This window comes from Clostridium sp. D46t1_190503_E9, assembly GCF_015555225.1.
Lineage (GTDB): Bacteria > Bacillota > Clostridia > Clostridiales > Clostridiaceae > Clostridium.
In genome coordinates this window covers 84746-98300 of sequence record NZ_JADNKB010000009.1, presented here as the reverse complement: position 1 = coordinate 98300, position 13555 = coordinate 84746, and the positions used below count along the sequence as shown (strand labels likewise).

The 13555-nt window shown below is 29.8% G+C and carries 14 protein-coding genes; 9 read left to right on the top strand and 5 right to left on the bottom strand.

Annotated elements, in window-relative coordinates; all coding sequences use genetic code 11:
• Positions 1-281: 281 nt before the first annotated feature.
• The 8 genes from I2E83_RS11720 (at position 282) to I2E83_RS11685 (ending at position 8570) form a co-directional block, all read left to right on the top strand.
• Positions 282-923 carry a redox-sensing transcriptional repressor Rex gene (locus I2E83_RS11720; protein ID WP_195266547.1) on the top strand — a complete coding sequence of 214 codons (642 nt, stop codon included), beginning with the start codon at positions 282-284 and terminating at the stop codon, positions 921-923.
• Positions 924-1177: 254 nt separating this feature from the next.
• On the top strand, positions 1178-1960 hold the full coding sequence (locus I2E83_RS11715) for a short-chain-enoyl-CoA hydratase (protein WP_195429935.1): 783 nt from the start codon (positions 1178-1180) through the stop codon (positions 1958-1960).
• Positions 1961-2048: 88 nt separating this feature from the next.
• Positions 2049-3188: an acyl-CoA dehydrogenase gene (locus tag I2E83_RS11710; RefSeq protein WP_195266551.1), complete on the top strand. Its 1140-nt coding sequence runs from the start codon at positions 2049-2051 to the stop codon at positions 3186-3188.
• Between the two features lie 18 nt (positions 3189-3206).
• Positions 3207-3986, top strand: coding sequence for an electron transfer flavoprotein subunit beta/FixA family protein (locus I2E83_RS11705; protein WP_195266553.1), 780 nt, complete (start codon positions 3207-3209; stop codon positions 3984-3986).
• A gap of 21 nt (positions 3987-4007) precedes the next feature.
• Positions 4008-5012 carry an electron transfer flavoprotein subunit alpha/FixB family protein gene (locus I2E83_RS11700; RefSeq protein WP_195266555.1) on the top strand — a complete coding sequence of 335 codons (1005 nt, stop codon included), beginning with the start codon at positions 4008-4010 and terminating at the stop codon, positions 5010-5012.
• Between the two features lie 19 nt (positions 5013-5031).
• Positions 5032-5874, top strand: coding sequence for a 3-hydroxybutyryl-CoA dehydrogenase (locus I2E83_RS11695; protein WP_195429934.1), 843 nt, complete (start codon positions 5032-5034; stop codon positions 5872-5874).
• Between the two features lie 326 nt (positions 5875-6200).
• Positions 6201-7142 (top strand): DNA-3-methyladenine glycosylase 2 family protein, encoded by a 942-nt coding sequence (locus I2E83_RS11690; RefSeq protein ID WP_195266560.1) that lies wholly within the window; start codon positions 6201-6203, stop codon positions 7140-7142.
• Between the two features lie 474 nt (positions 7143-7616).
• Complete coding sequence (locus I2E83_RS11685; RefSeq protein ID WP_195429933.1) at positions 7617-8570, top strand: BadF/BadG/BcrA/BcrD ATPase family protein; 954 nt, start codon at positions 7617-7619, stop codon at positions 8568-8570.
• A 185-nt stretch (positions 8571-8755) separates the two neighbouring features.
• Here I2E83_RS11685 and I2E83_RS11680 read toward each other — a convergent pair whose 3' ends face one another.
• The 3 genes from I2E83_RS11680 to agaV are packed head-to-tail and all read right to left on the bottom strand — an operon-like array spanning position 8756 to position 10886.
• Positions 8756-9583, bottom strand: a complete 828-nt coding sequence (locus tag I2E83_RS11680; protein ID WP_195266694.1) for a PTS system mannose/fructose/sorbose family transporter subunit IID — start codon at positions 9581-9583, stop codon at positions 8756-8758.
• The gene (locus tag I2E83_RS11675; protein ID WP_195429932.1) at positions 9573-10385 is read right to left on the bottom strand and encodes a PTS sugar transporter subunit IIC; all 813 of its coding nucleotides are present in this window, start codon (positions 10383-10385) and stop codon (positions 9573-9575) included. Before I2E83_RS11675 ends, I2E83_RS11680 begins: the two co-directional genes overlap by 11 nt.
• Positions 10386-10409: 24 nt before the next feature.
• Positions 10410-10886 carry a PTS N-acetylgalactosamine transporter subunit IIB gene (agaV, locus tag I2E83_RS11670; RefSeq protein WP_195266690.1) on the bottom strand — a complete coding sequence of 159 codons (477 nt, stop codon included), beginning with the start codon at positions 10884-10886 and terminating at the stop codon, positions 10410-10412.
• A gap of 451 nt (positions 10887-11337) precedes the next feature.
• On the opposite strand from agaV, the gene I2E83_RS18240 reads away from it, so the two are divergent.
• Positions 11338-12507 carry an AraC family transcriptional regulator gene (locus I2E83_RS18240; RefSeq protein ID WP_195266688.1) on the top strand — a complete coding sequence of 390 codons (1170 nt, stop codon included), beginning with the start codon at positions 11338-11340 and terminating at the stop codon, positions 12505-12507.
• Between the two features lie 280 nt (positions 12508-12787).
• Here the strand turns inward: I2E83_RS18240 and yajC are convergent, their stop codons facing one another.
• Together yajC and I2E83_RS11655 are read right to left on the bottom strand one after the other, a co-directional pair.
• On the bottom strand, positions 12788-13066 hold the full coding sequence (yajC, locus tag I2E83_RS11660; RefSeq protein ID WP_243242203.1) for a preprotein translocase subunit YajC: 279 nt from the start codon (positions 13064-13066) through the stop codon (positions 12788-12790).
• Position 13067: 1 nt separating this feature from the next.
• Entirely contained in the window at positions 13068-13499 is a 432-nt protein-coding gene (locus tag I2E83_RS11655) for a PTS sugar transporter subunit IIA (RefSeq protein WP_195266684.1), read from the bottom strand.
• Positions 13500-13555: the final 56 nt, after the last annotated feature.

Below are 13555 nucleotides of genomic sequence, written 5' to 3'. Positions count from 1 at the left end.
TATACATAAGTCTTAATTTTTTTATGTAATATAACTACACTAAATTTTATATGAAAATAAAATTTGTTAAAAATATATAAGAAATGTATAAATTGGCAATAATAATAGTATGTAAACTTATATGATTGAGAAAAAATTAACTATTTTATATGAATTTTAGCTTGTTAAATAGTTAACCTAAGTTGTTTTAAAATTATGATAAAAGTGGTAAAATAATAAATATAAATAAGAATAATATTGTTTTAATATATAAGATAAGAGAAAGTAGGAGAATATATAGTATGGATAAGAAAAAGAATATTTCAATGGCTGTAATCAAGAGATTACCAAAATATCATAGATATTTACAAGAATTGTTAAGAAACGATGTAGATAGAATCTCTTCAAAAGAACTTGGAGAAAAAATAGGATTTACGGCATCACAAATAAGACAGGATTTAAATTGTTTTGGTGATTTTGGTCAACAAGGATATGGATACAATGTAAAGGACTTATATAATCAAATTAGCATTATATTAGGATTAAATAGAGAATATAAGGGTGTAATCATCGGAGCCGGAAATATAGGTCAGGCAATAGCAAATTACAGTAGATTTTCTCAAATTGGATTAGATATAGAAGCAATATTTGATGCAAATCCAAAACTTATAGGAATGAGAATAAGAGATATAGAAATACAAGATATAGATATACTAAAAGATTATCTTGAAGATAATAACATAGATATAGGTATAATTTGTGTTCCAAGAATTAATGCACAAAAGGTATGCGATACTTTAGTGGAAAATGGAGTAACAGGTATATGGAATTTTGCACCTGTTGATTTAATAGTACCAGAAGATATAACAGTAGAAAATGTTCATTTATCAGAAAGTTTATTGACATTAATATATTTATTACATGATAAAAATGAAAATAAATAACTAAATTGATAATTGGATTAAATTAGAAATAGTTATTGCAAAAGAAAATTTTAAAGTTTATAATAATAATTGAAGCATCTGCTTCAATTATTTTTGCTTATGATTGTTATAAGATTAACAAATTTGTTGTTTTATGATACATATTAACATTAATATAATTTTTAATATGTTTTAAATGCAATTATAAGATACTACATGGGTTATGTCTATTGAAAAAACTTAATATAAGCATGGATAAAAGGGAGGATTCTATAATGGAATTAAAAAATATAATTCTTGAAAAAGAAGAAAATCTAGCGATTGTTACAATTAATAGACCTAAAGCATTAAATGCATTAAACTCAGAAACATTAAAAGATTTAGACGTAGTATTAGAAGACTTAGAAAATGATAGTAATATTTATTGTGTTATATTAACAGGAGCTGGAGAAAAAGCTTTTGTCGCAGGAGCTGATATTTCAGAAATGAAAGATTTATCAGAGGAAGAAGGAAAAGAATTTGGCCTTTTAGGAAACAGAGTTTTCAGAAGATTAGAAAAATTAGACAAGCCTGTAATTGCAGCAGTATCAGGATTTGCTCTTGGTGGTGGTTGTGAATTAGCTATGGCTTGTGATATAAGAATAGCTTCAGAAAAGGCAAGATTTGCTCAACCAGAGGTTGGTCTTGGAATAACACCAGGATTTGGGGGAACTCAAAGGTTAGCTAGACTAGTTGGAGAAGGTAAGGCTAAAGAGCTTATTTATACATGTGCAACTGTAAAAGCAGAAGAAGCACTTAGAATTGGTTTGGTAAATAAAGTTGTAGCTCTTGAAAATTTAATGGAAGAAGCAAAAACTATGGCAAATACCATAATAGCTAATGCTCCAATAGCAGTTAAGTTATGTAAGGATGCTATAAATAGGGGAATGCAAGTTGATATAGATACAGCTGTAGAAATTGAAGCTGAGGATTTTGGGAAATGCTTCTCTACAGAAGATCAAAAAGAAGGAATGGCAGCTTTCATGGAAAAGAGAGCTAAAAATTTTTCAAATAAATAGTCAGAAAAAATAAAATATAACGAATTGTCGCAATATTAAAACGGAAGTGTTTAAGTAAAAAGGGTGCAATATCGAGGAGGTATAATAAATGAATTTTCAATTAACTAGAGAACAAGAATTAGTAAGACAAATGGTTAGAGAATTCGCTGTGAATGAAGTAAAACCAATTGCTGCTGAAATTGATGAGACAGAAAGATTTCCAATGGAAAATGTTAAAAAGATGGCTGAACTTGGAATGTTAGGAATTCCATTTGCTAAAGAATATGGCGGAGCTGGTGGAGATACTCTTTCTTATATTTTAGCAGTAGAAGAACTATCAAAAGTTTGTGGAACTACAGGGGTTATAGTATCTGCTCATACTTCTCTTTGTGCTTCTTTAATAGAACAATTTGGAACAAAAGAGCAAAAAGAAAAATATCTAGTAGATCTTGCAAGTGGCAAAAAGCTAGGAGCTTTTGGATTAACAGAACCAGGAGCAGGTACAGATGCAGCAGGACAACAAACTGTAGCCGTGTTAGATGGAGATAATTATATATTAAATGGATCAAAGATATTTATAACAAATGGTGGAGTAGCTGATACATTTATAATTTTTGCTATGACTGATAGAAGTAAAGGAACAAGAGGAATTTCAGCATTTATAGTTGAAAAAAGTTTTGAAGGCTTCTCAATTGGTAAAAAGGAAGATAAGCTTGGAATTAGAGGATCTTCAACAACAGAATTAGTTATGAGTAATTGTGTAGTACCAAAGGAAAACTTAATTGGACAAGAAGGTAAGGGCTTTGGTATAGCTATGAAAACTCTTGATGGTGGAAGAATTGGTATAGCAGCTCAAGCTTTAGGAATTGCAGAAGGTGCATATGATGAAGCAGTTGCTTATATGAAAGAAAGAAAGCAATTTGGAAAACCATTATCAGCATTCCAAGGACTTCAATGGATGATAGCAGAAATGGATACTAAAATTGAAGCTGCAAGACATTTAGTTTATAAAGCTGCTTGGTTAAAAGATAATAGACTTCCATATTCAGTAGATGCAGCAAGAGCTAAGCTTTATGCAGCAGAAGTTGCTATGGATGTAACAACTAAGGCAGTTCAAATATTTGGTGGATATGGATACACTAAAGAATACCCAGTTGAAAGAATGATGAGAGATGCAAAGATAACTGAAATATATGAAGGAACTTCAGAAGTTCAAAAGATGGTTATTTCAGGAAATGCTTTAAGATAATAGGGGGAGGATTTATAAATGAATATAGTAGTTTGTTTAAAACAAGTTCCAGATACAACAGCTGTTAAAATTGATCCAAAGACAGGAACTCTTATAAGAGATGGTGTTCCGTCAATAATAAATCCAGAAGATAAGCATGCTTTAGAAGCAGCCTTAACTTTAAAAGATAATGTAGGTGGAAAGGTTACAGTAATAAGTATGGGACCTCCTCAAGCAAAAAATGCATTAAGAGAAGCGTTATGTATGGGGGCTGATGAAGCTATACTTATAACAGATAGAGCTTTTGCTGGTGCCGACACATTAGCTACTTCAAAGACTTTAGCAGGAGCAATAAGAACCTTAGAATATGATATAGTTTTTGCTGGAAGACAAGCTATAGATGGGGATACTGCTCAAGTTGGACCAGAAATTGCAGAACATTTAAATATACCTCAAGTGACATATGTTCAAGATGTTAAGGTAGAGGATGATGGATTATTAATAAATAGAGCATTAGAGGACGGTTATGAATTAATAAAGGTTAATACACCAGTTTTATTAACAGCTATAAAAGAATTAAATGAGCCAAGATATATGAATGTTAGATATATCTTTGATACTGCAAATACAGAAATAAAAGTTTGGTCAGCAGACGATTTAGAAGTAAATAAAGAAGAATTAGGACTTAAAGGTTCACCAACAAAGGTTAAAAAGTCAATGACTAAAGAAGCTAAGGGAGCAGGCGAATTAATAAATGAAGTTCCAGGTGAAGCTGTAAAATATGTATTAGGTAAATTAAAAGAAAAACACTACATCTAGGAAATATGGGAGGTAAAAAAGATGAGTTTAGCAGATTACAAAGGCGTATGGGTATTTGCAGAGCAAAGAGAAGGAGAGCTTCAAAAGGTTTCTCTAGAGTTACTTGGTGAAGGAAGAAAAATTGCAGATAAATTAGGTGTAAAATTAACAGCTCTTTTATTAGGAGATAATATAAGAGATTTAGCTGATACATTAGGAAGACATGGAGCAGATGAAGTTATAGTTGCAGAAAATGAATTATTAAAGCACTATACTACTGATGGTTATACAAAGGTTATTTGTGACTTAGCAAATGAAAGAAAGCCAGGAATTTTATTTATAGGAGCAACTTTCATTGGAAGAGATTTAGGACCTAGAGTAGCTGCAAGATTATCTACAGGATTAACAGCAGACTGCACAGTTTTAGATGTTGATGTTGAAAAAGCAGATTTATTAGCTACAAGACCAGCATTTGGTGGTAACTTAATGGCTACAATTGCATGCCCAGATCACAGACCACAAATGGCAACAGTAAGACCTGGAGTATTTGAAAAGCTTCCAGATGAAGATAGAAGCTTTACTGTGGAAGAAGTGGAAGTAAAAATCTTAGATTCAGATATCAGAACTAAAATAGTTGAAATAGTAAAAGAAGCTAAGGATATTGTTGATATAAGTGAAGCTAACTTTATAGTTTCAGGTGGTAGAGGAGTAGGAGCAAAAGAAAACTTTGCTATTTTAGAAGAATTAGCAGAAGCTTTAGGTGGAACAGTAGCAGGCTCAAGAGCAGCTGTTGAAAATGGCTGGATAGAAAGAGATTATCAAGTTGGTCAAACAGGTAAGACAGTAAGACCTACTATATATATAGCTTGTGGTATTTCAGGTGCAATACAACACGTTGCAGGTATGCAAGATTCAGATTTAATAATAGCTATAAATAAAGATGCATCAGCTCCAATAATGAAAACAGCTGATTATGCAATAGTTGGAGACTTGTTAAAAGTTGTTCCAGAAATGACAGCTCAAGTAAAGGCAATGAAAGAGAATTAAAATTGGGAGGTTTTTTAATATGGAAAAGATTTTTGTTATAGGTGCTGGAACTATGGGAGCAGGTATAGTTCAAGCTTTTGCTCAAAAGGGCTATGAAGTAATAGTTAGAGATATAAAAGACGAATTTGTTGAAAGAGGTATAGCTGGGATTAATAAAGGGCTAACTAAGTTAGTTGCTAAAGGAAAGATGACTGAAGAAGATAAGGAAGCTGTTCTTTCTAGAATAACTGGAACTACTGATTTATCTCTTGCAGAAGATTGTGATTTAGTAATTGAAGCTGCTGTTGAAAATATGGAAATTAAAAAGAGTATATTTGCTGAATTAGATGGAATTTGTAAAGAATCTACTATATTAGCTTCTAATACATCATCTTTATCAATAACAGAAGTTGCTTCAGCAACAAAGAGACCTGATAAAGTTATAGGAATGCATTTCTTTAATCCAGCTCCAGTAATGAAGCTAGTAGAAATTATAAAAGGTATGGCAACATCAAATGAAACTTTTGATGCTATAAAAGAATTATCAGTAGCAATTGGAAAAGAGCCAGTAGAAGTTGCAGAGGCACCAGGATTTGTTGTTAATAGAATACTTATACCAATGATTAATGAAGCATCATTTATCCTTCAAGAAGGAATAGCTTCAGTTGAAGATATAGATACAGCTATGAAATATGGTGCAAATCATCCAATGGGGCCTTTAGCTTTAGGAGATCTTATAGGTTTAGATGTATGTTTAGCTATTATGGATGTTTTATATAATGAAACAGGAGATACTAAATATAGAGCAAGTAATCTTTTAAGAAAGTATGTTAGAGCTGGATATCTTGGAAGAAAGAGTGGAAGAGGATTCTACAATTATTAAAAGTTAAATCTAAATAGGATTTGATTTGCTTAGCTTATTAAGATAGAGGAGTTTATTTAATTCCTCTATTTTTTATATTTAAAATGATAATAGCCACATTAAAACATTAATATGTTAGAAGATTAGTATATTTATTTAATAAAATTAAGAGAAAATATTATTATTGGATATCAATTATCCATTTTGTTTATAGTATGATATAATTTATAAAGAGTAAATTTTTAATATTAAGTTATCCGTTGAGGGGGAAAAGGCAACCTAATAAGAATAGTTTATTAATATCTCGGGGATAAATAATATATTAATGATATATATGAGGTGAAAAAATGGATTTTAAAAATGTTTTATTTGAAGATAATAAAGTAATAATACAAGGTACAAAGAATTTTAATATAAAACAAATATTAGAGTGTGGACAATGTTTTAGATGGGATAAGATAGAAGATAATAACTATATCATAGTTGCTTATGGAAGAGTTATTGAAGTAGTTCAAAATGATGATGAAGTTATTATATTAAATTCAAATGAAGAAGATTTTAATAATATATGGAAAAATTATTTTGATTTAGAAAGAAACTATGATGAAATAAAAGATGAACTTGCAAAAGATGAAATACTTAGAAAGAGTGTTGAATTTGGATATGGTATAAGAATATTAAATCAAGATCCTTTTGAAATTCTTATAAGTTTCATAATATCTGCAAGAAATAGCATTCCTTCAATAAAGAAAACTGTTAAGAAGATATGTGAAAAATGGGGAGAAAAGATAGAGTATAAAGAAAATGAATATTATACTTTTCCAACTCCACAAGCAATTAAAGATGCTACATTAGAAGAAATCCAAGAAACAGGAGCATCTTTTAGAAGTAAGTACATATTAGATACAATTAAAAAAGTAAATGAAGCTATAGAAGTTAAAGAAGAAATTAAATTAAATCCTAATAAGTATGCTGAAAGACCGGAAATATTAGATTTTGATTTAGAATATATAAAGTCATTAAATGATGATGAATGCCATATAGCACTTCAAAAATTTATGGGTGTTGGTGCTAAGGTAGCAGATTGTATAATGCTATTTTCAATGACAAAACACTCAGCGTTCCCTGTAGATGTATGGGTAAAGAGAGCTATGATTCATTTTTATGTGGCACCAGATGTTTCATTAAACAAAATGAGAGTATTTGCAAGAGATAAATTTGGAGCTTTATCAGGAATGGCTCAACAATATTTATTCTACTATGCTAGAGAAAATAAAATTGAAGTATAGAATTTTAATAAATTGAGAATATAAAGGCTAAGATAACTAGAAATGTTCCATAAGCTAAATAGCTACACAAAGAAGTACTAGGCTTGGAAAACCTACTATGCCAATAGTTTTGGTTAACTCGCTGCGCTCAAACAATTAAGCAACACTAAGGCCTAGCAGTTTTTCCTTCGCCAAGTACTTCTAATTGCTCGCTATATGCTTATTTCACGGTCTATTTATCTTCGCTAACTTATATTTCTCCACTTAAAATTATTAAATGAAGAATTAGTCTCATTAATACATATCATTATGTTTACGGAGTCTTTATATTCGCAATTTATTACTATTGGAATTTAATAATAATGAATATATAATTAAATTGATGGATTTTAATATAATATATAAAGTAATAAATACAGATTATAGGTAATAAGGTTAGTAATAATACGTGTAATACATCCAATCACATATATAAATGTAGTAGGGGGAAACAAAATGTATTATTTAGGAATTGATGGTGGAGGCACTAAAACAAAGTATCTATTAGTAGATGAAAAGTTACAAAAGGTATGCGAAAGAGAAGGAGCAACTATACACATTCATCAAGTTGGAGTAGAAGGCATTAAGAGTGAGCTAAGAGAAAATATTTCAAAGATATGTGAAGAAGCAAACATTTCTGTAAAGGATATCTCATACGCATTTGCAGGGGTACCCGGATATGGTGAAAGCTTAGATGATATGGTTAAAATTGATAGAGCTATAAAAGAAGTTATGGAAATACCGTATTCAATTGATAACGATGCTGTTAATGGTTGGGCAGGAGGAACTGCTTGTAAGCCAGGTATAAATGTAGTAGCAGGTACAGGAAGCATAGCTTATGGTAGAAATGCAGAAGGAAAGCTAGCAAGATGTGGTGGTTTTGGACCAGGAATAGGCGATGATGGAAGTGCTTATTGGATTGCACTTAGAACGATTAATGAATATACAAAACAAAAAGATGGAAGAAGTGAAAAAACTGTTTTAGTTGATATACTAGAAAAAGAATATAATATAACATATAGATATGAAATTGTTGATATTGCATTTAATAGATTGAAATTTAATAGAACAGAATTAGCTAAGTTTTCAACAATATGCTTTTTAGCAGCAGAAGAGGGATGTCCAGCTTGTAAAAATATATTTAAAGATGCAGCAAAAGCTATATTTGAACACATATCTGCTATATCAAAAGAATTAAATTTCAAAGATGAGTTCGTTGTTTCATACACTGGTGGTGTGTTTAAATCAGGTAAACATGTTTTAGAGCCACTTCAAGAAATGATAAATGAATCAGGATTAAAGTGCCATTTACAAGAACCTGCACTTGATCCTTGGAATGGATCTGTTTTATTAGCATATAATTTAGCTGGTAATACAGTACCTGATAATGTAAAAGAAATATTTAAGTAAATTATAAAAAGGTATTTTTGAAATATATAAGATATAAATAAGTAAGTGGATTTTAAAGAAGAATTTGTTCTTTTTTATACTGAGATAGAAAAGTTTATATGTTTATAAAGTTGAGAATACTATTATTATATTAATAATTAAAAAGAGGACTGCTAATAAATAGCATGTCCTCTTTTTGAAGTAAATTATTTAGCCCAAATTTTAAAGAATCCACCAACTATACCAATTACAAGTAATAAACCTATACATGCAACAGGAGTCCATTTTCTTTTCTTAATTAAGTAGAATAACATTAATGTTAGAGCTAGTGGAAGCATTTGAGGAAGAACACCATCTAATATATTTTGTATATTAATTGGAGCTTCTCCATTTGGTATTTCAATAGCTAGTTTTGTTGCACCATAGTTTGAAGTAAGAGCTCCAACTATGAATACTCCTAACATAGAAGCTGAACGTGTAAATTCCTTAGCATTTTTTGTCAAGATATCAATTGCTTTTGAACCTAAGTTATATGACCAATGCATTAACCAATATCTAAGTCCAAATTGAACACCATTAAATATTAGCAAGAATAGTATTGGACCAATTAAGGATCCACCAATAGCCATGTTAGCAGTGATACCAGCAGTAATTGGAACTAATGTGAACCAGAAAATAGCATCTCCAATTCCACCTAAAGGACCCATAGCAGCAACACGGACAGCACGAATAGTATTAGTATCAGCTTTTTGTTGCTCTAATGACATAATTATACCCATAACAAAAGTTACAAGGAATGGGTGAGTATTAAAGAATTCTAGATTGTGTTTCATTGATTTTGAAAGGTCTTCTTTATTAGTATGAATTTTTTTAAGTCCAGGTAATATTCCATATAGCCATCCAGCAGCCTGCATTCTTTCATAGTTAAATGAAGCCTGTAAGAATAATGAACGCCAAACCATCTTGTTTAAAGTTTTCTTATCAAGTTGTTTGGCAGGAGTCAAATCTTTATATAATGTGTTATTAGATTCCATCTTCGTCATCTCCTCCCATTCCTATATTTGCTGAAGCAGCTTTCATTTTTACATTAATTTGGAAGTCGTAAATGCATATTGCTAGTCCAATAAATGCAATTAATAATAAAGCTGAGCTACCCAAACCTTCAATTTTTCCTATAATAGTTGCAAGTGCAAAACCTGCAAAGTAAACTCCCCATAAGTCATTTGATAACATAATACGTAATAAAATTGCGAATCCAACATAACGCATCATTTTACCAGCAGCACTAAGTCCATCCATGAACCAAGCATATTTTGTTGAGAAGTCGGATAGCCACTCACCAGCAGCACTACCGCCTATTAAACCTATAACAACTACAAGTGCAAAGAATAATCCTAAAGCAGCCATTGCGCCATAGTTAAGTCTTTTGATGCCTTTTGTATCTGCATTATCAGCATATTTATCAGCTTTTGACATTAATGGTGACATGATTGTGAATAATAATGTAACACAATATTGTCCTATTAATGCAAATGGAACTGCTAATCCAACTGCGGCAGCTGGATCTAATTTAGAAGAAATGGCAAATACTACAGCCATTATTCCTCCGATAACTGCATTTGGAGGTTGAGCTCCACCTACAGGCATGTTACCGATTGTCATTAATTGATAAGTACCACCTACAATAAGTCCAGTTTGTAAGTCTCCAAGAATTGCACCAATAACAGCTCCTGATACAATTGGTTGATACAATGATTCTAGGAAACTATATTGGTCAATAGCTGCAATAAATGCAAATACTGCAACCAATAGAATTTGTATAATATTAAAATCCATTTAGCATTCCCCCGTATTATTTAATTATTTAAATATCTTATCAGTACTTTCTGAATTTTCAGTAGGGACTCTTCTTATTTCAAGCTCTACTCCTAATTCCTTTAACCTTTTGAATGCTTCTACATCTTTGTCATTTACTGCAACAGAGCCAGCAACTTGTCTTTTTCCTTCTGCCATGTGCATGTTTCCAATATTAACTTTTTTTATTGGGACACCACCTTCAACAAGTTTTAATACATCTGCAGGAGTTTCACAAACTATAAATATAAGTTGTTTAGCACTAGCTTTATGAATAGTAGTTATAGTTTTTTCAATTGTCCAATATCTAGTTGAAGCGTAAGATGGTGCTGCCATATCCATTAGGCCTTGTCTTAATTTATCTTCAGCCACAACGTCATTTGCAACTAGAATCAAGTTTGCACCAATAGAACCACACCATTGAGTTGCAACTTGTCCATGAATTAATCTATTGTCTATTCTTGTTAATATAATATTTGGCATATTCTCACCCCCTTTTATGTAAACAATTTATTTTGATTGAATACAAGGATATTATATAATTAATATAAATAATAATCTTTATACTTTTTGGTGTTTAATTTATTCTTTTTAACAACGTTTACACAGGGGTTTTGAAAATGTGTAATTTAAGTGGTAATATATACATATATTTATTTATATATGTTTCAACTAATTATCTTTATCACTATACTGTTATATGATTAAAAGTTAATAGATTTATCCTAAGTAAATAAACAAAATTGAAAGCATATAGTATTTTAATTAAGGTCTTAATCATTATGGTTGAAATTTAAGGTGCTTCTCTAAATAAAATAGTAAAATTTATATCCTATTTTTTACATACATCTACTATATTAAATTAATATTGATTAAAAATAATAAAAAGTTACATTTAAAATGAAGTTATGAATTTATAGTGAGGTGATTTATTGTGTATGATAAAACAACAAATGTTGAGTTTAAAAAGTATGGTTTTATTTATGATGAAGCTAAAGATGTAGAGAAGGAAAATTTGATATTAAAGCAAATTGTAACTAGTGATAAGGTTATTTCTAGTTTATATAATTTTTCAGAAGCAGTATATATAGAAGTTGTTGAAGGAATGGCGGCTATACTAATAAGTGATTCAAGTAATGGTAATTTCAAGCTTTTTGCAATTCATAGAAAGCTGGAGATAAAGCCTAATATGTATTTTAATGTTATTTCTATGACATCTCAAACTACTTTTAATTTGATAATACCATTAGGGTACAACCTTAAACTTGAATTTTTAAATAAACCATATGTTTATAATAGAATATTACCGACTATAAATATTCCAGAAATAATAGCATATTACTATACAATTAAAAGTCCAAATTATAAATTTAAGGGTGAAAGGCATAATTTATATGAATTAACATTTGTGGATAATGGAGTTTTAAATACATCTATTGATGGCGTTGATTATACATTAAATCCATATGACTTGGTTATATATGGAAAGAATCAATTTCATACTCAATCTGTAAATAGCGATTCATCTTGTTCATATTTAACAATTATTTTTGATATGGAATCTGATGATGATAGCTCAATATGTAATAGGATATTTCATTGTAGAAAGGAATTATATAATGCAGTAAGAACTTTTGCAAAAAATATATCATCAAATACAATACCATATTCAGAAAATCTTATTTTGAGCAATTTTCATGAAATTATAATTAGATTGTTTCAATACGATTATTTAGAGGTGGATGATAGCAAATTGCCCAAAGAATCATATCAGCATTTTCAAGATGAACTATTGGAAAGAATAATAGAATATATTAATAAGAATGTTGAATCTCCAATAGGTATAGGAGAACTTTGTGAAAGATTTTCAGTTTCCAGATCATCATTGCAAACTTTATTTAAAAATAATTTAAATATATCTCCGAAGAAATATATCAATGATTTAAAATTAGCTAAGAGTAAGCAGTTAATTAAAGAAAATAAATATACTATTAGTGAAATAGCATTTATGTTAGGATTTAACTCAATACATTACTTTTCAAGAGCCTTTACACAACATTATGAAATAAGTCCTAGCGAATATGCTCAAACTTTATTTAAATAAGAAGAAAAGGCGCAGTCTGAGAAATCTATTTAATATAAAATTTATTCAATTTCAAGTAAGTTTTTTATTGCTTTAAAAAGTTAATCTCTTATTTTTATAAAGGGGGTCGCGTTTCGCGACCGCCTTTTAAACCATTGATTTTTACTTACTTGAGGGCACTTTCAAATTTGAAAAGAAATTTTTGTATATTATTTATATGTGCAAAAAAATGGAAGTTCTAATTCGAACTTCCATTTTTATAGTCTAATATAAAAATTTATTTTGATATAGCGCTTATATTTTATAGAATATTTTGAATTGAATATCTAGATATAGTTATTACTGTATTTTTAGCAATTTCAACTTCTACTTGTTCTTCTTTTACAGATACTATTTTTCCATAAATTCCACCACAGAACATTATTTTCATTCCAGGTTTTAATTCAAGATGAACTTCCTTTAGTTCAGAGGTTCTTTTTTTTATGTTTTTAGCAGATATAAATAGTAGTATTAAGGCTCCAATCCCTAATAATACAGCAACAGTGATACATGTCCATATAACTACTTCCCAATTTATCATTTTAGATACCATCCTCACTTTCATTATCTTCATGAGCTATGAATTCATATTTTATAATACCATTTTTACCTACATCTATAGCTGATTCAGATAATGAATATAAATCATCTATAATATCCTTAGTCATGGATATTTCAAGAAGCATAGGTAAATTAGTACCGCAAATTACTTCCATGGGCTTGTCTATTTCCATTTTAACTTCTACTAATGTTTTAAAGGGTGATCCCCCAGGTAAATCACTAAGGGCTAAAACGTTATCACAATTACTTAAATTTTTTAATGAAGTATAATATTTTTTCTTTAAATCTTCTATAGAATCTGCTTCCTCAAAGTCAACGTATTCTATATTAGAAGGTTCTCCTGCAATTAACTTTAAGGAGGTGTGCAATCCTGATGCAAAGTTACCATGTCCGCTAATTATTAATCCTATCATTTTATCATCTCCCAAAATAGTTTGTACATATTGATAATTATAATTATAATGTAGAG

Bases quoted from the DNA above. Each gene is read 5' to 3' on its own strand.
- I2E83_RS11680 (WP_195266694.1), bottom strand. From the start codon at position 9,583: ATGGAATCTAATAACACATTATATAAAGATTTGACTCCTGCCAAACAA.
- I2E83_RS11690 (WP_195266560.1), top strand. From the start codon at position 6,201: ATGGATTTTAAAAATGTTTTATTTGAAGATAATAAAGTAATAATACAA.
- I2E83_RS11655 (WP_195266684.1), bottom strand. From the start codon at position 13,499: ATGATAGGATTAATAATTAGCGGACATGGTAACTTTGCATCAGGATTG.
- I2E83_RS11710 (WP_195266551.1), top strand. From the start codon at position 2,049: ATGAATTTTCAATTAACTAGAGAACAAGAATTAGTAAGACAAATGGTT.
- I2E83_RS11675 (WP_195429932.1), bottom strand. From the start codon at position 10,385: ATGGATTTTAATATTATACAAATTCTATTGGTTGCAGTATTTGCATTT.
- I2E83_RS11720 (WP_195266547.1), top strand. From the start codon at position 282: ATGGATAAGAAAAAGAATATTTCAATGGCTGTAATCAAGAGATTACCA.
- I2E83_RS11705 (WP_195266553.1), top strand. From the start codon at position 3,207: ATGAATATAGTAGTTTGTTTAAAACAAGTTCCAGATACAACAGCTGTT.
- I2E83_RS11715 (WP_195429935.1), top strand. From the start codon at position 1,178: ATGGAATTAAAAAATATAATTCTTGAAAAAGAAGAAAATCTAGCGATT.
- I2E83_RS11700 (WP_195266555.1), top strand. From the start codon at position 4,008: ATGAGTTTAGCAGATTACAAAGGCGTATGGGTATTTGCAGAGCAAAGA.
- I2E83_RS11695 (WP_195429934.1), top strand. From the start codon at position 5,032: ATGGAAAAGATTTTTGTTATAGGTGCTGGAACTATGGGAGCAGGTATA.
- yajC (WP_243242203.1), bottom strand. From the start codon at position 13,066: ATGATAAATTGGGAAGTAGTTATATGGACATGTATCACTGTTGCTGTA.
- agaV (WP_195266690.1), bottom strand. From the start codon at position 10,886: ATGCCAAATATTATATTAACAAGAATAGACAATAGATTAATTCATGGA.
- I2E83_RS11685 (WP_195429933.1), top strand. From the start codon at position 7,617: ATGTATTATTTAGGAATTGATGGTGGAGGCACTAAAACAAAGTATCTA.